The organism is Mediterranea sp. An20 (assembly GCF_002160055.1).
GTDB classification, from domain to species: domain Bacteria; phylum Bacteroidota; class Bacteroidia; order Bacteroidales; family Bacteroidaceae; genus Bacteroides; species Bacteroides avicola.
In genome coordinates, this window is the sequence record NZ_NFJV01000029.1 from 1 (window position 1) to 22454 (window position 22454).

The window sequence follows — 22454 nt, forward strand, 5'->3', positions numbered from 1 at the left end:
AACACGTCCATGATGATGAGCGTCACGATGGGGAACAGCTTCTTGTTTTCCTTGATTGCGTCCACTTCGAAGACGATGAAGGTCTCCGAGAACAGGGTGGTGTCCACGTTCTCGTTCAGTATCTTGTCGTAGTTGCCGCCCTTGTAGAACGGCTGTATCATGTAGGTGTACTTGTCGTAGTCTATCTCCGTGATGTTGTTTTCCAGGCAGATGAGTTCCAGCCGCTCGCAGGAGTATTCATAGAAGGTGTTGAACGACAGCGAGGCCACCTTCAACACTTTCCGGCGTTCTTCCAGCATACGGATCTTGTCATCCACTTTCTGTTCCAGGGCCGGCAGGTCTTCCGCGCCCCAGGTGCCTTTCCGCTTCTCGGCGGCTGTCAGGGTCTTGCGCAGGGTCTCACGCTGCACGGGGTCGTAGCCGTCAAAACCGTGGAAGTAGGCGTCGTAGTAGTCCGTCACCATCTGCTCAACGATGCGGAACTCCAGTTCCGTAATCCTGGTGTCCGAACCTTTCCATATCAGCAGGATCAGATTTTTCAGGAAGTCTATCTTCTCGATGTTCAGCTCCGCCTGCGTGATGTTGAACGGGTTCATCGTGATGGGCTTTTCCTCCGTATAGCTGATGTACTTGCCGCCCAGGTATTCGCACAATCCCTCGTAGGAATTACCCGTATCGACCATCACCACGTCCGTGCCCTGCTCGTGGAGCTGGCGCACCACGCTGTTCATGTGGAATACATATGAGAGAGTATTTATAGTTGATTATCAACGACATAAGAAAATATCGGTACAAAAATAATCGCTGTAAGAAACAGGGTGAAAAAGCCGTTTTGGGGTGAAGCAAATAGGGAAAGAAAAAGGTAGGTTTAAGATGAAGATTTAACAAGATCTTAACAAGTAACAAGTATTTTTATACTTTACTGGTGGAAGTTCAGAGTATGGTCAAAACCACAAAGGACTTAAATCTGGGAATTGATTATACCTATTGATTTTCAATACCTTCTATACTTTGAGAGCCAACAGGGGTACAAATAGTGTATAAAATAAGAAATAAGTATTAAAACTCTGATTTTTGCTCTGCGCAGAAGGTCATTTAACAGGGAATTCACTACTTTTGTAATCAGATTGAGGCAAATCTTTCCAAAACATACGAGAAAAAGAAGAAGCGTTATGCTAACCTTAAATTTGCATAGTTGGCTTACGTTTTCTTTCACAAAAGAAAGTGAAATATGAATAGATTTTTTACATTAGCATTGGCAATTCTGTTTATTTCAGCCACTTATGGGCAAAGCTGTGGAGCAATAAAGATTAAAGCCCATTACGATGAACGCATAGAGTTGATGAGCATAATATGCCATCTTGCAGGTTTTCAGGAATATAATATGAACATCGGTGGGGATTATATTGCAGATATTGACACTTATTTTGGAGATGTAAGAAATCATCCTGCTGTGGAAATGATGGATAGCCTCCGCAAGGTAAACGGCATCTCTTTTGATTCACCTATGTTTTTTGCGGTCAATCTTAAAAAAGTCGGAAATGGTTTCGTCTTAGCTAACGACTCAGTAGTTCCTGAGAAACGTTGGGCAGGGGTCGATTTGAATAAAACGACCGCAATAATTTCTGACTTCTATAACCAAAGTAATTTTGCGAACTTCTTTGAGTTTCACAAACCTTTTTATGAAAGAATCTGCTCGCTTTTTGACACCAATGTTATTTCTAAGTTCAATCAGAACTGGTATGAACTGTTTTATGGTGTACCTCCAACTGACAACTTTGAGATTATATTAGGATTTACCAATGGAGGCGGTAATTATGGTCCGTCCCGTCAATTACCGGGCAAACCTCGTGATGTATATGCAATTATCGGTTATGCGTTGGACGATAACGGAGAACCTTATTATTCTTCTGAACCGGAAATGTATCTCAGCACGTTAGTACACGAATTCAATCACTCGTTTGTCAATCCTCTTGCCGGTAATCCTCAATTTGCTCTGACTATGGAAACAGCCGGGAACGCTATGCTGACGTACTCAAAGAAAGTAATGCATAAAAATGCATATTCGACTTGGCAAAATCTTGTCAATGAATCCATAGTCCGTGCTGCCGTGATTATATATCTGATTGACAACGGAGTTGCACCAAATAAAATACGTCAGAGCGTGATTGACGAAATGTCTGTTGGCTTTTATTGGACACCTGAATTGGTGAAATGCCTGCAATACTACTCCCAACATCGGGATAAGTATTCTTCTATTGAGTCATATTATACTGAAATAGCCGATTTCTTCAACAATTATGCAAATAGTTGTTCGGCAAAAATTGATGCTATATTTACATTAAATGTATATAACAATGAAAACTAAAGTTTTTCTTAAAATCCTTTTAAGCACAAATGTGTAGCTTTGCCGCAACGGAAAGTTCAACGACCTTACAATGGACATAACCTTACGGACTATCTTTTTATGCAGCTTCGCATCCGTGGGATAAAATTGATTGAATATCAACCTATAAAGTGATTTTTAAGGGTAGACTATTATAATATTAGCAAGTTAAAATTAGTATCAACCAAACAAATCATAGAAATGAATAAAAGAATTATAATAAATTGCTCACTTCTTTTGTTTTGTAGTGTTTCTTTTGGGCAAAAATTAAGTCCAACCCGGCAAATGGCCGATTTTGACACTTTATGTGCAAAATTAGAATATGTGCACCCGGATCTTTATCTCTATCAGTCAAGAGAAGAGTATGAAAACTACAAAACCAAGATTAAGTCCTCCATGACTGATTCAATCAGCATATCCGACTTCTATCTGAAAATAGCACCTTTTATGGCTAATATAAAGGATGGCCATAGTATGATGCTGCCGCCTATTTCTAACGATCTGATTGCTAACGCAGAGAAAGATGGCAAGACAATGCCTTTGAGAATAAAAGCATCCGGAGATTTCTTTATTGTAGATTATCCGGTAATTGATAACTCCGGAGTATGTGAAGGTGACACGATTCTCGGAATAAACGGAATCCGTTCAGAAGATATACTTGAAAAGATGTATAGCCTTTGGGGTTCGGAGAAAGGAAATGGCATTAAGGAAGGCAGTGTAAACGCCTATTGGTCTCCATTGTTGTGGTACATGTACAGATGGGGCGAGTCGTATGAGTTTACGGTAAAACGTGATGATAAAATGGAAGAGATACGTTTGGAAGGAGTTCCGCAAAGTGTGGCCATAAAGGTCATCAAGGAAAGACAATCCAAGAAAAGACCTGAAAGTTTCAGTTGCAGTTTCTCTTCCGATTTCACAAAGGCAACTCTCACCATTCGCAATGTATTCCAGGAAACTGAACTAAAGGCGTTTTGCGATTCAGTCTTTAAGGAAATAAACCTGAGAAAAATAAAGGATATAACCATTGACTTACGAAATAACACAGGCGGTTCAAGCAAGTGCGTAGAAAGACTTATTTCCTATTTCCCACATCCGGACTATTCATTGTATTCTAAAAGCCAGTTGAAGGTCAGTGCATATTCCAAAGCCTATAATAAAGACAAACATCCGGAAATATACAGGCAAATCTGCAATTTGAAGGACGGAGAACTTTTTGTGATGGAAGATACTCCAGTCAAGAGTAATTTGAAAAAAGCGGATCTATATCATGGCAAGACTACTATTCTTGTGAACAACAAGACTTACTCTGGTGCATCCACTCTGGCCCATACGATGGAGAAGTTGGGCATAGCGAGTGTGGAAGGAGAAACAGGATGTCCTGATGTATATTTCGGTAACTATCTGCATTTCACCTTACCAAATTCCAAGATAGATTATTATATCAGTTTTTCCAAATTCTTTGAATGACAGCAATACCCCTATGACAATAATGGATTTTTACTTATTTCACCATATAAACATTTCATATGAGAGAGTTTTTGTTTTGAATATCAGTAATATAAGAAAATAAAGGTACAAAAATCCGGCAAGGGAGAAACGGGGTATAAAAGCTGTTTTTGAGGAAGTGAGAGGATAGGAAGAAGATGCGTGTGAAGATGAAGATTTAACAAAAACTTAACAATCGGAAGGCATTTTTATCTTTTGCCGCAGGTCTGTCGGAACGGGGACAAAACAACAAAGGACTTGTCGGGGAATTGCTTGCCACGATTGATTTTTAGTATGTTTTGCACTTTAAGAGCCAATAGGAGTACAAATGCTGTATGAAATAAGTCTTAGAACTCTAATTTTTGCTCTGCGCAGAAGTTCATTGATAGGAAATTCACTACCTTTGTACTTGGATTGTGGATTGGAGCAACTTTATTCAAGACATACGGAATTAAAAGTTGCATCCGAGATGCAATATTTTTAGAGTTTCTGCATTTTTATAATAGCTAACAATTAAAAAAGATAAAAATGAATGCGAAAGACTTTTTCGGAATACTGCTTATGGCAATGTTTGCAGTGGTAGGACTGACAGCGTGTAGTGACGATGATGAAGAAGGCAGGAAAGTAACAGACTACAAAGAGTATGTGCTGACTGTGGCTTCGGAAAAAATACCGGGTGTCCTTTGGTCTGATGGATTAAATTATTTGTCGGAAGTTTATGCTGCAAAAAAAGAGCAATCCGATGAATGGAGTGCCTTTGGCTCTATCGCTGGGTTTGAGTTTGAGAAAGGATATGAATACCAGATAAAAATCAGTGAAACCAGTTATTTGGATTATAGTATGGGAACTCCTGCATGGACAGAGCGAGAGTTGCTTGAAGTGATATCCAAAGATAAAAAGGACTCGGAAAACTTGCCGTTACACTTTATTCCAGAAGCATTTTACGAAAATATCCCACTTCCACAATACAGATATGCGGTAGAAGCGGATAATAAAGACCTCATTGAACAGGATTTGAAAGACAACTCTCTCATTCCTTTGGATTATCACGACATGCTTTATCGTGGAGAAGACAATTTCCTTAGGTGTATAGCCCTGCACGATAGCGACAAAGTGCTTGGCCCATATATCATACAGACCAAAAATAAAGCACCGGAAGAAATGCCGGAGTCTTATAAAATACTTCCCCCAGATGCACAAATAGCAGGTTATGGAGAATGGACTTTTTTAGATGAAGCAGAAACCCCGATTGATAATCTGTCATTTGATGTATTTATGGGCTATGCTACTCAAACAAAAGATGTTGATAGAACACCAAGTGCCATCTATCTTTATAAAGACCTGACCGAGTATTACAAAACCAAATATCCGGAAGCCAACGTAAAAACGGTCGTGATATCTTATATGGTATCTGGAGAAAGCCTTTCGTAGGGCATTATATTCCTATTCCTTGTCCGTTTTTGATTTTCCAATCATACATACCCTCTGCGACATCGCCAACCTCTTTGAGCGTATGGCGATGTTTTATTTCGTCAAAAGGCTGTCGGCTCTCCGCATAGTCACAGAGCCATGCACCGACCATATTCTGTTGTTCGGTCGTTTCTCCGTACTCCTGCATCACGCTCTTGATGTCGGCGGCTTCGGACGGGGCGAAGAATGACTTGTGCTGTTCCGTTCCGAAATGGATAATCGCATCTATGGCTCGTTTGAATACCTCGCTTGCCTTGTAGAGCATATCCGCAAACAGGCTTAGGATATGCCTGCTCGCTTTCAGCGTACTCTGCAGCAGGCGGATGGTTTTGTCTTTCTCCGCCGTGGCTTGGCTCACCGCTTGGCTGATGCGCTGCCGCTCGCCGTCTTTCTGTTCCTGAAGCTGCCGTACTGCCTTGTCCTTTTCAATGGCAATTGAACGGTTTTGCACCAAAGCCCGGTCACGCTCGGCTTCGGCTTTCTGCTTTTCAGCTACCAATGCCTTTGTCCGTTCCTCCGCCTTTTTCTTTACGGCTTCGGCAAAGGCTTTTTTCATGCGCTCGTTCTCGGCTTTCAGCTTTGCGTTTTCCTTTTCGACCGCTGCGGACTTGCCGACCCCCACAAGGTTGCCAACGCTGTCCAGTATGCTGTCCACTTTCGCCTTTCGCTCGTCTTTTAACTGTTTCTCCTTTTCGGCAATCTCGCTGTCAAGGGAAAGGCGGTATTGCTCTTTCGCCTTGTTCTCGCCCTCCACGAATAAAAGTTCTGCTTCGGCTTCCTCTTTGGCGGCGATGGCGGCTTGCCTTGCAGCTTTCGCCTGTTCCGCTTCCTGCTTCTGCTTGGCGATGATGAAGTCTGTGCGCTCCAGATGTTCCATGCCCGTCACCTCCTTTGAGGTGCCCCTTTCCATTTCCAGACACCCAGCCAAAACGGTCTGCATCTCGCTCATGGCTTTCTCATCCAGTTTGCAGGACTTGCCCGTATCGTGGTTCATCCAGTCCCATACGATATGTGCGTGGAGATTGGGCTTCCATGTGGCATTGTCGCCGGGTATTCCATAATGTCCCTCGTCACGGTGGATGAACACCTGCAAGGCTGTGATATCCCAACGCTGCTTACACACCTCGCAGAAGTGCCGCAGCTGCTCCATCGTGGTGTCGTCCTTGATGACGACCACGCCCTCCTTGAGTGGGGTGCTGCCACGGACGATGGTCACCTTGCCCGTCTTCTTGTTCACCCGTTCCCGGTCTTTGGTCTGCATCGCCCGTCCTGTCTTTTCCTTGACCATAGTGGCTATCTGATTGTAGCGGTCAGTGAGCGTGGCTTCACCGAAATCAGGTGATACCCATGCCTCGTTTCCTGCCATGAGGTCGGTACGGATGTAGAACTTCTCCTTGCAGATATTGGCGAGGTATTCCGCTGTCCGCTTGTTATGCGCTTCGCTGCTGCCGATGTTGCACGGCTTGATGTTGATGGATGTCTTCTGTGCCATAGGCTTGTCTGTATTTGGGTTTCACTTCGGGTTATTAGGGCGGAGCCTTAATCGGAGGGTGCAGGGAGAGGGTCACTTCCTGCTCCGGGTTCTTAGGGGTGGAAGCCACTAAGCGGAGTTTCCAAAGAGGGGGTCACTCTTTGGTCGGGTTGCACAGGGCTGAAAGCCCTTGCCGGGTTCTTAGGGCAGCGTCCTAAGCCCCTCGGGAGAGCCCACAACTTCGGAGTGCAGCGGAGAAGTTATAGTGGGCTATATCTGGGCAAGCCCAGTCAGTCACGCCACGCCAACGGAGTACCGCTGAAATCCTGCGCTGTGCGCCCGTCAGTTCCTTCCGGCTATGTCGGGGTCTTCCACGCTGCCATTCGTGCCGTCCTGCGCTTCTTTCGGGCTTTCTACAGGGTTATTGCCATGCTGCCCTTTGCCGTTGTTTCCGGCATGGGAATTGTCGGTTTCGTCCTCCGCATCCGCTTTGTCATCCGACCTGTCGGAAACCACAGGCGAACATAGGGAAGAAGAAAGGGCGGCTGCTCCGCCTGCCATGCTGTCCGCATCCTGCCTTGGGCATTGGTAACCGTCCGGCACGGTACACGGCTTGTTCTCCAACGGCGTATCATTAGAATATGGTGTCCGCACTCCGTCTGTCTGTCCTTTAGAAAGTGCCGCAGGCTTGACATAATGGGGATTGGTCAGCAGGACACCATCCACATACCAACCTGTCAGGAAATGCAGGGTGTGTACGGAAGTGCGGTTGTTGGTTCGGGTGGTCAGCATACCGAGCCTGTTGAAACTGTCGATGAGCTTTCCGATGGTCTTGCGGTTGCAGCCCATGTATTCCGCCAGTTCCACATCGGAAGCTGCCGCCTGTCCCACCTCCAAGGCAATCTCAACGCCCTTGATGCGGAGGGCAGTCTTTGTCCGCACGGCTGCGGTCATCAGCCTGTGCAGGCACTTCTGCCTGTCGATGGCGGCTTTGCCGTCCAAAAGGAAATCCCACTGCCCGGCGGAAAGGATGGTGCAGTAATGTATGGTCTGTTCGTTCTTGCACATAGTCTATGATGTTTATAGGTGTTACACTGGTCAGCTACCTGCCCATGCCGTACCCGTGTTCCGGCATGTGGTATTCCCTGTCCGCTGCGATATGGTTCAACACATCCTGCAAGCGGTCGAGCTGGTCATGGTCAAGCACACGGATTGCGTTAATGGTTATCACCTGCGTGGCAATCCTGCGGTGTGCAATATTGTTCTCGCTCATCGTGCCGTCACCGTCAGCATGGACTGAACGGAGGTAGGCATTGACCGCTTCCGTCTGTTCCTTTGAGGGGTACGGTGCTGCCCACCTGTCCTGAATGTAGCCTACCATTTTGCCGACCGCATCAGCTAAAAGTGGGTCATACCGTGCGATGGCGGCTGTCAAATCTTCTGTCTTCATAAGGCTTCTTGTTTGTTGTCCGTCTGTAAAGAGCCCGGCTTGCGCTTCTTGCCGCTGCGCAATGCTTCGAGCCGTCTGTTGAAATCCTCCTCGCTGCCTGTCCCCGATGTTCCGCCCTGTTCAATCCACTGCATGACTTCATCCTCGAAGAAATAGAGCTTGTTGCCACGCTTGCGGTACGGTATGCGCTTTTCGGAAGTCATGGCATAGATGGTGGAAGCCGATTTGCCTAGCAGGGCGGCGACTTCTTCAAGGGAAAGCAGGCTGCGCTTGCCCGTGTCTCTTCCTGCCGCCTTGCCCAGTACCTCGTCCACCTTTCCGGCAAGCTGCTCCACCCGTTCTATCAGGGTGGAAACAGCCTGCGGCAGTTGTTCAAATGTGATGTTACCCATATTCAATCTTTTTACTTTGGTTGTCCTGTTCCGGTTATTTGAGTGTTATCTGTTCGGAAGCCTTGCGCTTCAGGTCGTTCACCACATCCGCATAGACCTGCGTTGTCGCCACGGTGCTGTGTGTAAGCATTTTTGATATGGTGTAAAGGTCAGTCCCTGCGGCGAGTTGCAGGGTTGCGTAGGTATGCCGGAAGCAATGAAAGGTTATGTGCTTCGTTACCCCGGCAGACCTAATCCAGTCCTTGAGATACAAGGGGAGCAGGGCTTGTGTCATTCCCTTGAACACCTGCCCCGTGGAACGCTCGCCACAAAGCGCAAGGGCTTCATCGGACAGCGGCAAGACGGCTTCCGTCCTTGTCTTTTTGGTCACGATGTGCATACACCAACCGCCGTCCGCACCCCTGATGATGTTCTCCCACTGCAGGCGTATGATGTCGCTGATGCGCAGTCCCGTAAGGCAGGAGAAAAGAGCCGCCGACTTTACAACAGGTTTCTCGCATGGCGTGTTGGCAAGCATCTTCACTTCCTCCAGTGTCAGGAACTCACGGCGTGTATTGGCTTCCTTGGCGTGTTTCAGCCGTGTGGCGATATTGTCCTTGATGCGCCTTTCCTCGTATGCCTGCCGCAGTACGCATTTCAGCTTGTTCAGGTTGTTGTTGGCTGTGGACGCCATCATCTTGGTGCGGTTATGCGTGGTGAGCGACAGCATGTAGGTAAGGAAGCCCTGACAGTATTCCACCGTCAGGTCGTCAAAGGTGCAGCTACCGCCGCAATACTTCTCGAAATGTTTGTAGGCAACATTCCAGTTCCTAAAATTGTCATCGTCCGCCATTTTGGAGCGGAAATACTCCAAGAAGCTCTCCTTGCCCCTGTTACGGTCGAGGAAACCGAACTCTTCGTTGATGATGGCTTCCGTCCGCTTGCACTTGATTAGCTCCGCATTGCGCAGCATGGTCTTGTTGAACTCTGCTTCAAACTTCTCTGTCGGGTTGGCATAGATGTAAATGCCGAGGTACTCCCTCCGTGTCAGCCTGCCCGTTTTCGGGTGCCGGACAGGTGGGTAGAAGTCCAGATAAAGCGATAACTGTCCGTTCTTGATGGGTCGTTTCCTGACCGTCACTTTCGTACAAATGTTCGTCATATAGCTAATGTATTTTGAATGTTTGAAAATATCTTATTCTTCCCGTTTGGCTTTCGTGCTTGCGCTTTTCCGCTCGGCTTCCTTCCGTGCCGCATCCCAGTCGGCTTTCAGGTAGTACAGGCGGTTGCCGTGTATGCGCTTTGTCCGTACCCCGTGGGTGAGGGCGAACCTGCGGACTTGGGTCTTACCCAGCCCGAACAGGCGCATGATGTCGAAGCACGAGTACCAATGCTCCGAAAGGTTGTTGCCCAGCCGTTCCGCTTCCTCCGCCATAGCCCTGTCCACTTCCGCTTTCGGAAAGCACTTGGTGGCATTGGCTTTGATGCAGGGTATCGAATAGCGCATACGGAGGTTGTAGAAACGCCCGTAGGTGTAATTGAACTTTTGGCATATCTCCGCCATCGTGTAAAGGTCGCCTGCGACATTCTCCCTGTCCGTAAACGTGTCACGCACGGACTGCTTGTAGTTAGCCGCCGGAATGAGCCGCCGTTTTGCCGTGCTGCCCTTTGCTTTCTTCTTTCCCTCCAGTCGTGTGAGGGCTGTTTCCTCTGTTGTCTGCATATCTTCTTTCATCTTCCCTTTTGTCTTTTTCCCCTGCTTGGCGAACACTGAAACGCTCCGCTTGCAGTAGGTTTTCTCTTTAATCATCAGGAAGAAATCCTCCTTGGTGATTAGCGTAATGTGGTATGTAATCCTGCAAGCCCGGAGCGTGCCGCTGTATATCAGGTTGTACACGGTACGGCTGCTCACTTGCAGCAGGTTCGCCACCTCCCCAATGGTGAGGAACGGCTTGTCTGGCATGACCCGTCCGAAGTCGGGCTGACCTGTTAACTTGTGTTCATTTTGACGGTCCATCATCGAAGAAATTTATTTGCACACTGTTGAAAGCTGTTGCACGCTGCTGAAAGGAAATCGAACCGTGCGACCCCTCCGGCGAGGTACAACTGTGGTACAAATTTACTCCAATAAGGACTAAACGCCAATAGCCGGTTTCTTCGTTTGTTAAAATATATTGGCTGTAAATCAAGTATTTATAACAATCATTTTTGTAATCGCTTGCCGCCGTTTTGTCCTGTTTTTCTCCATGTGGAAGCTCTTGCCGCTGCCGCTGGGCCCGAGGCAGAAGAAGTTCGAGTTGTCCGTCAGCTTGTTCTTTCCCTCCTTTCCCGTGATGTCGATGGCCACCGGCACGCCCTGGCGGTCGGTGTAGTAGATTTTCAGCGGCGTGTCCTCGCTATGCTGGATGTGCTCCTTGTACATCAGGCACATGGCGGCGTCGCTCAGGGTAAGGAAGCGGTCGTATTCCTCGTTCATGGCGTAACAGTTGCCGGGGAATGAGGCTACGAACAGCTCCAGCTGGTTGTAGGCGTGCTTGCTGATGTGGATGCCCATGCGCCCGAAGGCGTTCTCCAGATAGTTGGTGCATTTCTGTATGTCCCTGTCGGCTGACACTTCCACGATAAGGTTGAAATGGCTGTACACGAGCATCTTGCTCTCCCTTGCCACGACTTCCTGCACACGCCTGATGTCCTCCACGGCCATCTGGTTGCCGGGGTTGGGGATGCTCGCGTGGCGGTTCTTCTTCTTGTCGAGTGCCGCCAGTTCGCGCTTCTGGTTGGGCAGGAAGATGATCTGGTTATACACCACCGTCTCGGCTTCCGGGATGCTGTCGATGACGGACAGCAGGTCAACGGGCATCTCCGTATTGTTCACCTCTATGTTGGTATAGGGTCTGACAAGCGACGGCAGGGCGACGCAGTCCACGTCCACAAGGCTGTACACCTTGCAGCGCCTGCCGCCCATCGAGACCGTCTCGTCATCCACCTTGAAGTTAGTCATCGAGACAACCCTGTCCCTGAAGTTCATGGCGAAGTAGCGGTCAACGAACTCGCTTGCCCGCGACTTGTCCAGAAACTCCGCCTGTATGCCGGCATCGTGCAGCTGGTCATGCACCTTGCGTATCTTCACGAGGAAGTCGCGCCACTTCTTGCCGTCGAAAGAGAACAGGCCGCTCTTCCGGGCTTCCTGCGTGACGGTCAGGTAGCATACGCTGTCCGTGTACCTCCGGCCTTTGAAATACCGGAAATAGGCGGAGGACAGGAACTCGTGCATGTCGCCCGACCCGTCCTCGAACTGCTTGCGGACGAACACGTCCTGCTTGTGTATCGCATAGCCTTCGCCCAGCGTCTGCGCCACGGCCGTGAGCAGGCTCGAGAACTCGTAGTAGCTGTCGATGTCGGCGGAATGTTTCTGCACGGGATTCTCCATCCGCAGGACGGCGGAGTATTCCCCGGTCTTGGTGTACAGCACGCCGATGCCGTCCACGTCCTCCACGGTGAAATAGATGTCCTGGAAGATGCGCTTGCGCTTTCCTCCCGTGCCGAAGGCATAGACCGAGACGGCCATGCCCGCGCAAAGGGCGGCGAATGTCAATAAGATGTACAGTGTCATTGTCGGTTGCTTCAGCTTAAGTAAGGGCAGACTCGCTCTTGCACAAGCGGGCCTGCCCGGGTTCAACATTCAATAGGGCCACACGCTCTCCGTAATGGCTTTTCTCTTTCATATCTTCTTCGAGTGGGCATAGACATACACTCCTTTCCTGTTCTTCTTGGTGTGCAGTCCCTTCCTTTGCTTGAGGATGATGAGCGAGATGCCGGCTGACAGGATGACGGCCAATGCCGCAAGCCCCGCGACGAAACCGGCAAGGCAGTAGGCGACGATGAAGCCGGCAATGGCTCCGCCTGCCGACCCTGCCGCCCAGTAGATGTAGCGTCCCTGCATTCCCATGAACTCAAGAGGCCGCTGAAGCCCCTTGAACAGCGGGTAGTCCGGATAGCGTTCGTCACTGCCTTTCATCGCTCCTCCTTTCTTATCCGCCGATACCGAAGAACAGTGGCAGGGCCTGTGCCGCCGCTATCAGGAAGATGCAGGCGCCCACGACCATCATGATCTTCTTCTTGACGTCCTGCTCCTCGTTGTTCATCGCGATATAGACGCTGATGGCGCCCACTATCGCAACGACTCCGGCGATGGCATAGCACAGCTTCACCATGATGGGCACATACTTGGCGATTTCCTCCGCCACGGTGGTCAGGGCGTTGGTACCTGCCGTGTAGTCGCCTGCGGTGTTCTGCGCCATCAGTGCGGCAGGCCCCGACACCAGCAGGAGGGCGAGCATCGCAACCTTGTACAACACCGCGCCTACGATTCTTTGCATTGCTTTCTTTAACTTCTTCATTCTCATTGCTTTTAGTGATTATATCGTTGAATCTCAAATCCGTTTTCAGATGCGGTAGCCGAAGAAGGCCGGGAATACCAGGGTGGCTCCGATGAAGAACAGGCACGCACCGACCAGCATCACGATGTATTTCACGATGCTGTCGTCTCCCGTATTCCATTTGATATAGATCTGGAGCGCGGATATGACGGCCACCACCGAGGCGACGGCAAAGCAGATGTACTGCACATACAGCATCATCGTCACCACAAAGTCGTGCATGGTGGCAAGCGCGTCCGCTCCCCAGGAGTAGTTCACGGCTCCGCTCTTGGCGAAGACGCAGCAGGGTACTGCAAGCATGGACAGGGCGCATAATATCTTCTTCGTTTCTTTCATCGCTAAATTTTGTCCACCGGTTTCCAGTCCATTGCGGGACGGTTCTCCAGACGGCCGCCGCAAATCATCGCCTTGTACATATCGTCCGGCGTGAATCCGTCGGACAGGTAAGGGGTGCTGTCCTCCATCTTCGCCTCGGCTTCGGCCTTTATCCGGGCGAACCGTTCTTCGGCCGATTCCGTGTCCGCCTCCGCCGGACCGTCCTGCACGGAAGCGCCGGTGCCCTCAAAGGCGGTCTCGTACTTCTCCGTCCCGACATTGAAGCCGGTCTCGCTTTCCGTTACCGTCACGCTCTCCTGGCCGTCGTCGGGATCGAGTTCAAAGACTTCCTCTTCCGTCCCGCCACGGCTTTTCTTTCCGTACAGGTCTCTGGCGATGTTCACCGCATAGTAGATGATGTAGGCTACCGTCAGTACGATTGCAAATATCCAATATGATTTCATATTCTATCGTAATAGTATTATTTTGTATTCTGAATTTGGTTTGCAAAGAAAAACCAACAGAATTATATTAGGAAATAATTGATATACAAATCTTCATTTTCTTAATAAGATTTATGCTATTTCTCAAAATCATACTCTAAAATCATATTCTGACGGCTGTTTTATGCCTGAACAGGGTCGCTTGCGGACAAAAAAAAGAAGCCCTCCGGATGGAGGGCTTCCTTGTGTTCCGGCACGCCGGCCGCGTCAGAGCCTTTTGCCTCTCAGGTAGTCGTTCAGGTCCTTGTAGCCGTCGTACCTGTAGGCTTCGTTGTTGACCTTCCCGGCAAACAGCGAGGCGACGGTCTCCACCGTCTTCCGCCCGGCAAGGTCGTTGTCGAGGTAGCAATGGATGAAGGAATACTCCTGCAGGTGTCCCAATGCTTTTTTAAGGTTGGCCACAGAGTTCATCACAAGATGGTCGCTGGGGGCATCGAGGCATACCGTCCTGTCTCCGGCCTGCCGCAAGGTCATATAGGAGAGGAAGTCCATGAAGCCTTCAAAGACGCACACATGGCTCTGCGTCTCGCCGTGCGAGTGCCTTATCAGCGATATGTCCTTGTTCTTCAGGCAGCCTTTGTAATAGGGGTTGCGCACCTCGTAGCCGCCGGACAGGTTGCCGAACGCCAGTCCGAAATAGTGCCGCCTGCGCAGCTCGTAATGTATCTCCTTGCAGAACATCCTTCCGATGTCGGCGTCGATCATCCGGGAACGGAGGTACGACAGCAGCGCATGGTGACGCAGCGGCACCAGCCTCACGTCCTTCATTTCCGCTTCCACCGGCCGGAGCACCGCCGCCGGGAGCCGCACCCTCGGCAGGCTGCTGATGCCGGCGTGCCTTTCAATATGTGCCAGCACCTCGCTCACGCTGTCCGTCCCGTACAGGTGCTTCCCCAGTTCCACGAGGTCGCCGCCGGTGGCAGCCCCGAAGTCGTACCATTCATTGAGCCGGTCGTTCACCTTGAACGACGGCGTTTCCTCCCGACGGAACGGCGAGAGGTACCAGTATTGTCCCGATTTCACGTATTGCGCACGGTGTCCGAGCTGCGCCAGGAAATCCACGATGCGTATCTGTTTTGCTTCCGATATGTTCATGCCGTTTTTTCTTTCATTTATTTTCACGAAACAAGTTTAGTTTAGTTTGTTTCCCTATATATATCTGTACTAAATTAAACTGGATTATATATATGCCCGCGCCCGCCGTCATTCCTCGTCGAAAAGCATGGCCTCGGCGGGCGACATGTCGTAGTAGAACAGCTTGTCCCGCTTGCGTATCAGCTTCAGGTTGTCGGTCAGGTAAAGCAGCAGCTTGACCATCACGTTCCGCCCGCGCTTGAAGCCGATCGCCTCGTAGGAGGCCATGAGTGCCTGGAGCATGTTCTCGAACCCCTTGATGGGCTTGTCGCCGAAAGCGGCGGCGAGGGCTTCCCGGTGCTGCTCGATGCTCAGGTCCGTGAAGCTTGTCCGCTGCCTCGGCTTGGGATGCTCACATGCGGAATGGCCTTCCGCAATGACGGGCAGCCCGGCTTCGTCTATCGTGAAGGCGAACGGCCTGAACTCCTTTTCCCTGATATGGAGGGCGTGCACTTCGCTGACGCCGGGATTCTCGCTGTCCTTGCTGATGACCAGCACCGTTTCCGCCTTGTTGCTCATCTCCGTTCCGATATGCCCGCGCACGTTGTTGTCCCCTTTGTTCAGGTGCAGCACGCAGTGGATGTGCAGGTTGTATTTCGACGACCACTCCATCATCTTGTTGATGACCTCCACGGATTCGCTGGTGCTGTTGATGTCGAGCATCAGGTCGCGGATGCCGTCTATGACCACCAGCCCGTAGCCCTTGCCGCGCCGCAGCGCATAGTCGATCACCTCTATGCGGATGGCGGGGGAATATTCGCGCAGGCAGATGAAGTCGAGCCTGTCGTTGTCCGTCGTGTCCGGCAGTCCCGCCAGCTTGAGGATGCGTTCCAGCACGTTGTGGCAGTGGAAACGGCTCTGTTCCGTGTCCACATACAGGATACGCTGCTTCCCTTCCGGCAAATGCGCCCGGTAGTTCAGCACCTGCTTGCCTGCCAGGGAAGCGGCGACGATGGCCGACACGTTGAAGGTCTTCTTCGACTTCGCCTTGCCGGTCGATGCGCTGAAGTTGCCGAGCGTGGCGATGGTGGAGTTGTCTATCCAGATAATCTGCGGCGGGGTCTCGTAGCTGTCCGTCACCTTTATCTGCGAGGCGGACAGGATGTCCGAAAGGCGGCTGTCGTCAAGCTCCGCTCCGATGATGTTAGTCCTTCTTTCGCTTTCCATTTCGTCTCTGGTTAAAGAACGGTTCAACGGTTGCGGATTCGGCGGCCTGACGGGTCGCGTCGTCTATGGCGGGCTCGCAGTTCTGCAGGAGCCATGCGTCCAGCTCCTCCTTGGCGAAATAGACCATCTTGCCCCTCGGCTTGTAGTGGGGTATCTCCTTGTTTGCGGTGAGCTTGTACAGCATGCTTTCCGACACGCCGATGTACACGCACGCCTCCTGGAATGTGAACACTTTTTTTGTTGAGTAGAAAGAGTCCTCCAGCATTTCCAGCCTTTGCAGCAGGCTTTCGACCGGTTCCAGCTTCTTCAGTACCGATTCTACCGCGCTGAGCCTTTCGCTCAGCCGTTCCATGAATGTTGTTCTGTTCTGCATTATGTGTATGATTTGATTTTACAATGAAAGGCAAGCCTCCGTCGGGCGTTGCGCTGACGGAGGACAAAGTTATGCGATGCGGACGGCAATGGCAGGGAACCGGCAGTGATACCGGCTCCATATCATTGCTACGGTCAGCCTTTTATCTTTCACATGTTTGCCGTTCTTTCAGTTGGTTTCATTCACGGAGCTGGCTGACGGCTTTTCTTATGGCCATAGTGGTGGATGTCATACAGCTTCTTGCGGCGGACAGGGCCGTCGAGAGGCTCGAGGCGGTCACGAAGCGTTTGCCGTCCTTGGAAACCAGGAATTTCCCTCTTTCGAGGACGGACTGCCAGTGCGCCTGTATGTACGACCCTTCGAGCAGCGCGTCAAACAGCACGGCCACATGCCGGATGTTGTTCACCCGGATACGGAAACCCTCCCTGCAGGCAAAGAGGGCCTCCATGTCCTCCATGCTCACCGCAGAAACACAAAACAGATGATAGGTATTTGCGCAAGCCACGATACCTGTCATCTGTTTCTCGGTAAAATTGCAGTCGAAAGAAATGGGCGGGGCGTCCGGGACAAGGCCGGTTCCGTCCCGGCCGGCGGGAGCCCCCGGGTCTGAAATGTCATACACCATTTTTAGCTCCATGCAGTCCCCGAACGAAAAGGTGTCCGCCGCGAACGAAAGGCGGGTACGTTCGGCCAGGTCGGTAAGAAGGACCCTGGCGATGTGAAGGTTCATTGCGTGGCAGTTCCGGCAGACCGCGCTGTCGCAGTCTATGTACCGGTGGCTGTTGATGAAGTCATCCACAAAGCGGCCATACCGTTTGCCGCCTGCCACGACGTCATGCAGATAGATTTCCCTCGCTTCAGCGAGCAGTGCGAAAAGTTCTTCCGCCACATCCTGTGCTGCCGCAAAATGACGGCAGTGCTGCCTCCCTCCAAAAAGAGAGAAGGCCTTTGTCTGGTCTGTTCATGTCGAATTACTTTTTAATTGGTTAAAAATATCGTTACATAGCATTGCTTCAAATTTACATATAAATGAAGCCACTTCCTGTAAATATGCCCGTAAATTTGACATGATGATGGTGCGGCCGTCAGTCGAACAGGCCGTTTACAAGATTGACAGCCTCGTCTTTCTTCTTGTTGATGATCTTGGCATACACCTGGGTCATCTTCACGTCGGCATGGCCGAGCAGCTTCGAGGTCGTGTAGAGGTCCGCGCCGAGGGTCAGCATCATCGTGGCGAAGGTGTGCCGGCTGGTGTGGAATGAGAAACGCTTGCTGATGCCTGCCGCCTTCGCCCACGGTTTCAGCAGTCGGTTGATTTCGTTGCCGCTCGGCAAGTCGAACACAGTGTCGTCCGGAGTCTTGTCCCCACGTTCCGGCATCCACTTCAGGGCTTCGGACGAAAGCGGCAGGTAAATCGGTTCCTTGGTCTTCTTCATGGATACTGCCAGACGGTACTGCCCCTTGTCGATAAAGACATCCTTCCATTGCAGCCTCTTGACATCACTGATGCGCAGGCCGCAGAAGCAGGAGAACAGATAGGCACACTTTATCTCCTCATATTTCATAGGCGTTGCGATGAGTGCCTTCACCTCCTCGATGGTCATGTAGGAGCGTTTGCTTTCCGGCAGCCGGATTTTGTCCGACTTGTCTATTTTGTCAAAGGGATTCGACCTCATGAGTTCCGCACGGACAGCCGCGTTCAAGGCGCTGTTCAGCACACGGTAATAGTTCTTGAGCGTGAAGTTCGACACGCGCTTGCCTCTCGGACGGTATTCCATCATCAGATAGTCGATATAGCCCTGGCAGAACGCCTTGTCTATCTGGTCAAGCGTAACCCTTTTCCCCGCATAGTCCTCGATGATGCGGATGGCCACCTTGATCTGGTTCTCGTCTTTCTTTCCCCTCTTTTCCTGATTCTCCTTGTAGGTTTGCATCCAGTCCAGCAGAAAGACTTTCTCCTTTTCGTTCTCGATGCCCGCCTCTCCGTTGGTCATCTCGATGATGCGTTTCGACTTGATGGCATTGGCCGCATTCATGGTCGTCTTGTTCCGCTTGCGGGCATTTTCATCGGTCTCCGGGATGAGATACATCTTCAGATACTCATAGGTCCGCTTGCCGTTGCGGTATATGTCCAGATACAGGCTCTTGCTACCGTCGCTCAGATCCTTCATTCGGAGACGCACAGGCTCCTTCACTTTTTTAGGTTGTCTTATTCGTGCCATAGAAAATCGCTCTTTGTTTCTTCTGCCACAAAGGTACGAATAATAATCCAAAACGAGGAACAAACAAGAAACAAAAATGCACCAAAAAAGAACCAAACAACTGCAAACAATGAAAACAACTGCAAATAACAATACCCTTATAAATCCCTGTAATAAAGCCGTTTTCTTTGCACTTGTTTGGATGTTGTTTTCATTTCACACCTTTACATTATAAATCTGGAAAGTTTTCTCAGACAGATAAAGATTTGTCAAATTAGAAACTGTTTTTGATAAAAGAAACAATTTTAAAATTTTTAATACTAAATTTATAGCATGAAATTAAAATTTGACTTATCTTTGCAAAAACAGGCAGTTTTCCGCTTTCATGAAGCATACTTTTACCAAACAAAAGCCTACTCACGTTAATTAAAACAAGCGCAAGACTTCCTGCAGAGAATTTAAATTATTAACCAATTAACCAACTAATTTCATCATCAGAACTATGAGAAATTATCGGAAACACGTTTCCCGGACCACATTCGCCGCCTGCTGCCTGCTGGTATCCCTTTCAGGCAAAGCTTCCGGTCTGCCCGTCCCGGAAAAACCCGACGGCATTGCCGTAGAGGAATCGCAAAGCGTCCTGCAGACACCAGCCTTTTCCGTCAAAGGAGTAGTTATTGACTCCAATACCGGAGAACCGCTGATAGGATGTACTGTCAAGATTAAGGGCAGCAACCAGGGTGCAATCACCGATGTCAACGGAGAATTCAACATCCGTGCCAAAAAAGGCGATATGCTGGAAATCAGCTATATCGGCTACACAACGAAAGAAATCGAAGTAGGGGATGTCAAGATTCTGTCCATCACCCTGCAGGAAGACGCAGCCCAACTGGACGAAGTGGTAGTCACGGCCTTTGCCACCGGCCAGAAAAAAGAGACTGTCACGGGAGCCATCCAGACGGTAAGACCCGACGACCTGAAGATTCCCTCTGCCAACCTGTCCAACAGCTTCGCCGGACGCCTTTCGGGCGTGATAGCCTACCAGCGAAGCGGCGAACCGGGCAGCAACGGCTCCAACTTCTACATCCGAGGTATTTCGACCATGAGCGGCTTGACCAGCCCGCTGCTCATCATGGACGGCGTGGAAATCAGTTCGGCCGACCTGAACGCCATCGACCCGGAAATCATCGAGAGCTTCTCCATCTTGAAAGATGCCACGGCCACAGCCATGTATGGTACACGCGGTGCAAATGGTGTCATGATTATCAAGACCAAGTCGGGAGCTGATTTGGAAAAGCCGGCCATCGGGTTCCGTGTGGAATCCTACGTCAACCAGCCGACCAAGGTGCCGGAATTCGTAGATGCTGTCACCTACATGAAGATGTACAACGAGGCCGTAACCAACCAGGGAACTGGCTCCGTGCTCTTCACACAGGAACAGATGGACGGCGTGGCTCAAGGAAAAGACCCTTATATCTACCCGAATGTCAACTGGTATGATGAAATCTTCAAGAATGCCACGTTCAACCAGAAAGCCAACTTCAACATACGGGGCGGCACACAGAAGATTACCTATTTCATGAACCTCAGCATGAATCACGAGACCGGTATGCTGCAAGACAACAGCAGCAAGTACTACTCGTACAGCAACAACATCGACCTGAAGAAGTATGCTTTCCAGAACAACATAGACTTCAACCTGAGCAAATCGTCCAAGATTGCCCTGCACCTGAATGTACAGCTGAACGACTATACCGGACCGTATAACAGCGTAGACAACATCTTTACACAAATCATGAACAATAACCCGGTGGACTACCCCATTTCCTTCCCCAACACAGGAGACGGCGACTGGATACACTGGGGCAGCTATCAGGGTGGCAACGAGCAGGGGGCAGCCAACCCCATGGCATACGCCACACAAGGCTATACCGACTATACAGAAAGCACTGTCATCGCCAACATCGACTTTGACCAGAAGCTGGACTTCATTACGCCGGGGCTTTCGTTCAAGGCACTCTTCTCGTTCAAGAACTGGAGCTATACGTCAACCAGCCGTTACCAAGACTATAACAAGTATTACTTAGCCGGGTACACACAAAATGACGATGGGAGCTACGAATACGATGTCCAACCCATGGGCGAACCGTCCCGCCACAGCATGACGACATCGAACGGCACTACCGGCGACCGTAAATTCTACTTCCAGACCTACTTCAACTACGACCGTACCTTTGGCGATCACAACGTGTCGGGACTGCTTCTCTGGAACATCGAGCAATATAACAGCAATGCACCCAGCAGCCTCATCACCTCGCTTCCACAGCGCAAAATGGGATTCGCCGCCCGACTGGCCTACAACTACAAGCAGCGCTACATGCTGGAAGCCAATGCCGGTTACAACGGTTCGGAAAACTTTGCCGCCGGACACCGCTGGGGCTTCTTCCCGTCTATCTCTGCCGGATGGAACATCTCCGAAGAGAACTTCTGGCAACCGCTGAAGAATGTAGTAAGCCACCTCAAACTGCGCGCATCCTACGGTCTGGTAGGTAATGACCAGCTTTATGAAAGCGGCTCATTGGTGCGCTACATCTATCTGGCGCAAGTTGATCTCGACGGTTCCTCTGCCTACCAGACCGGATACGGGAACAACACAGTCAGTTACTCCGGTCCTACCTATACCCGTTTCCAGAACGACAACATCACTTGGGAAGTGGGACATAAGCTCAACGTAGGTGTCGATATGCAGCTGTTCAACTCGCTGAACCTCACCGTAGAGGCTTTCCAGGAAATACGCAGCGACATCTTCCAGGAACGCAACTCCATCCCGAACTACTTCGGCACAGGAAGCACGTCCATTTACGGCAACCTGGCAAAGGTCAAAAACTGGGGAGCTGAGATTTCCGTGGATTATGGCAAGCAGTTCAGCAAGGACTTCTACATGCAGTTTAAGGGCACATTCACTTTCGCCCGAAACAAAGTGTTGGAGTACGACGAAGGGGCAGGCGTACGTCCCGCGCTCAGCCAAGTGGGGAAAAGCCTGAACTCCATCTGGGGATATGTGGCCGACGGGCTGTACATCGACGAGGCCGACATAGCCAACAGTCCCACTTCGACCTTGGGTAACATCGCAATTGCTCCGGGAGACATCAAATATGTAGACCAACCGGATGCTGACGGCAACTATGACGGACAGATAACAAGCGACGACCGGGTTGTCATCGGAAACCCGACCGTACCGGAAATTGTCTATGGTTTCGGGCCGAGCTTTGTGTATAAGAACTGGGATTTCTCCTTCTTCTTCCAAGGACAAGCCAAAGTTTCACTGATGATGAGCGACTTCGAACCTTTCGGCGAATCGTACAACCGAAACGTATTGTCGTGGATTGCCGATGACTATTGGAGCGAAAACAACCAGAACCCCAATGCCGCCCACCCGCGCCTTACCCAATATGTCAACGACCACAATACCGTCAACAGCACCTACTGGCTGCGTAACGCCGCTTTCCTGAAGCTGAAGAACATCGAACTGGGCTATACTTACAAGAAAGCACGTTTCTATATCAGCGGTGCCAACCTGCTGACTTTCTCGCCGTTCAAATTGTGGGACCCGGAAATGGGAGGTGGCAAAGGCCTGACCTATCCTACTCAGCGCACATACAACATCGGCGTACAAGTCTCATTCTAAC

At 50.2% G+C, this 22454-nt stretch carries 20 protein-coding genes and 1 pseudogene; 4 read left to right on the forward strand and 17 right to left on the reverse strand.

From position 1 onward, the window contains the following. Positions 1–737, reverse strand: a pseudogene (locus tag B5F34_RS14100) (conjugal transfer protein TraG); the annotation flags it as partial. Between the two features lie 494 nt (positions 738–1231). On the opposite strand from B5F34_RS14100, the gene B5F34_RS14105 reads away from it, so the two are divergent. The 3 genes from B5F34_RS14105 to B5F34_RS14115 all read left to right on the forward strand — a co-directional run bounded on the left by B5F34_RS14105 (position 1232) and on the right by B5F34_RS14115 (position 5302). After that, on the forward strand, positions 1232–2368 hold the full coding sequence (locus B5F34_RS14105; RefSeq protein ID WP_087340302.1) for a DUF4932 domain-containing protein: 1137 nt from the start codon (positions 1232–1234) through the stop codon (positions 2366–2368). Positions 2369–2587: 219 nt separating this feature from the next. Further along, the gene (locus B5F34_RS17615) at positions 2588–3853 is read left to right on the forward strand and encodes a S41 family peptidase (RefSeq protein WP_162609342.1); all 1266 of its coding nucleotides are present in this window, start codon (positions 2588–2590) and stop codon (positions 3851–3853) included. Positions 3854–4399: 546 nt separating this feature from the next. Continuing rightward, positions 4400–5302 carry a DUF4377 domain-containing protein gene (locus B5F34_RS14115; RefSeq protein WP_087340303.1) on the forward strand — a complete coding sequence of 301 codons (903 nt, stop codon included), beginning with the start codon at positions 4400–4402 and terminating at the stop codon, positions 5300–5302. A 4-nt stretch (positions 5303–5306) separates the two neighbouring features. Here the strand turns inward: B5F34_RS14115 and B5F34_RS14120 are convergent, their stop codons facing one another. The 16 genes from B5F34_RS14120 to B5F34_RS14195 all read right to left on the reverse strand — a co-directional run bounded on the left by B5F34_RS14120 (position 5307) and on the right by B5F34_RS14195 (position 18786). After that, positions 5307–6833, reverse strand: coding sequence for a cell envelope integrity protein TolA (locus B5F34_RS14120; RefSeq protein WP_087340304.1), 1527 nt, complete (start codon positions 6831–6833; stop codon positions 5307–5309). Between the two features lie 321 nt (positions 6834–7154). Continuing rightward, complete coding sequence (locus B5F34_RS14125) at positions 7155–7880, reverse strand: hypothetical protein (protein ID WP_087340306.1); 726 nt, start codon at positions 7878–7880, stop codon at positions 7155–7157. Between the two features lie 34 nt (positions 7881–7914). Continuing rightward, positions 7915–8262, reverse strand: a complete 348-nt coding sequence (locus tag B5F34_RS14130) for a hypothetical protein (RefSeq protein ID WP_087340307.1) — start codon at positions 8260–8262, stop codon at positions 7915–7917. After that, a complete protein-coding gene (locus B5F34_RS14135; RefSeq protein ID WP_087340308.1) occupies positions 8259–8654 on the reverse strand; it encodes a helix-turn-helix domain-containing protein in 396 nt (131 codons plus the stop codon). Before B5F34_RS14135 ends, B5F34_RS14130 begins: the two co-directional genes overlap by 4 nt. A gap of 34 nt (positions 8655–8688) precedes the next feature. Further along, the gene (locus tag B5F34_RS14140) at positions 8689–9795 is read right to left on the reverse strand and encodes a site-specific integrase (RefSeq protein ID WP_087340310.1); all 1107 of its coding nucleotides are present in this window, start codon (positions 9793–9795) and stop codon (positions 8689–8691) included. A 33-nt stretch (positions 9796–9828) separates the two neighbouring features. Next, positions 9829–10650, reverse strand: a complete 822-nt coding sequence (locus B5F34_RS14145) for a helix-turn-helix domain-containing protein (RefSeq protein ID WP_087340359.1) — start codon at positions 10648–10650, stop codon at positions 9829–9831. Positions 10651–10818: 168 nt separating this feature from the next. Then, entirely contained in the window at positions 10819–12246 is a 1428-nt protein-coding gene (locus B5F34_RS14150; protein ID WP_087340312.1) for an ATPase, read from the reverse strand. Between the two features lie 108 nt (positions 12247–12354). After that, positions 12355–12651, reverse strand: a complete 297-nt coding sequence (locus B5F34_RS14155) for a DUF4133 domain-containing protein (RefSeq protein ID WP_087340313.1) — start codon at positions 12649–12651, stop codon at positions 12355–12357. Between the two features lie 13 nt (positions 12652–12664). Continuing rightward, complete coding sequence (locus B5F34_RS14160) at positions 12665–13033, reverse strand: DUF4134 domain-containing protein (protein ID WP_087340314.1); 369 nt, start codon at positions 13031–13033, stop codon at positions 12665–12667. Between the two features lie 45 nt (positions 13034–13078). Further along, positions 13079–13408 (reverse strand): DUF4134 domain-containing protein, encoded by a 330-nt coding sequence (locus tag B5F34_RS14165; protein ID WP_087340316.1) that lies wholly within the window; start codon positions 13406–13408, stop codon positions 13079–13081. Between the two features lie 2 nt (positions 13409–13410). Beyond that, a complete protein-coding gene (locus tag B5F34_RS14170) occupies positions 13411–13851 on the reverse strand; it encodes a hypothetical protein (RefSeq protein WP_087340318.1) in 441 nt (146 codons plus the stop codon). A gap of 246 nt (positions 13852–14097) precedes the next feature. Continuing rightward, positions 14098–14985: a toprim domain-containing protein gene (locus B5F34_RS14175; RefSeq protein WP_087340320.1), complete on the reverse strand. Its 888-nt coding sequence runs from the start codon at positions 14983–14985 to the stop codon at positions 14098–14100. A gap of 108 nt (positions 14986–15093) precedes the next feature. Continuing rightward, complete coding sequence (locus B5F34_RS14180; RefSeq protein WP_087340322.1) at positions 15094–16191, reverse strand: AAA family ATPase; 1098 nt, start codon at positions 16189–16191, stop codon at positions 15094–15096. Beyond that, positions 16169–16564 (reverse strand): helix-turn-helix domain-containing protein, encoded by a 396-nt coding sequence (locus B5F34_RS14185; protein ID WP_087340323.1) that lies wholly within the window; start codon positions 16562–16564, stop codon positions 16169–16171. Before B5F34_RS14185 ends, B5F34_RS14180 begins: the two co-directional genes overlap by 23 nt. A 178-nt stretch (positions 16565–16742) precedes the next feature. After that, complete coding sequence (locus tag B5F34_RS14190; protein WP_162609343.1) at positions 16743–17453, reverse strand: hypothetical protein; 711 nt, start codon at positions 17451–17453, stop codon at positions 16743–16745. Positions 17454–17649: 196 nt separating this feature from the next. Continuing rightward, positions 17650–18786, reverse strand: coding sequence for a site-specific integrase (locus B5F34_RS14195; RefSeq protein ID WP_087340324.1), 1137 nt, complete (start codon positions 18784–18786; stop codon positions 17650–17652). Positions 18787–19267: 481 nt separating this feature from the next. Between B5F34_RS14195 and B5F34_RS14200 the strand changes: the two genes are divergently transcribed. Further along, positions 19268–22453: a TonB-dependent receptor gene (locus tag B5F34_RS14200; protein ID WP_087340326.1), complete on the forward strand. Its 3186-nt coding sequence runs from the start codon at positions 19268–19270 to the stop codon at positions 22451–22453. Position 22454 lies beyond the last annotated feature (1 nt).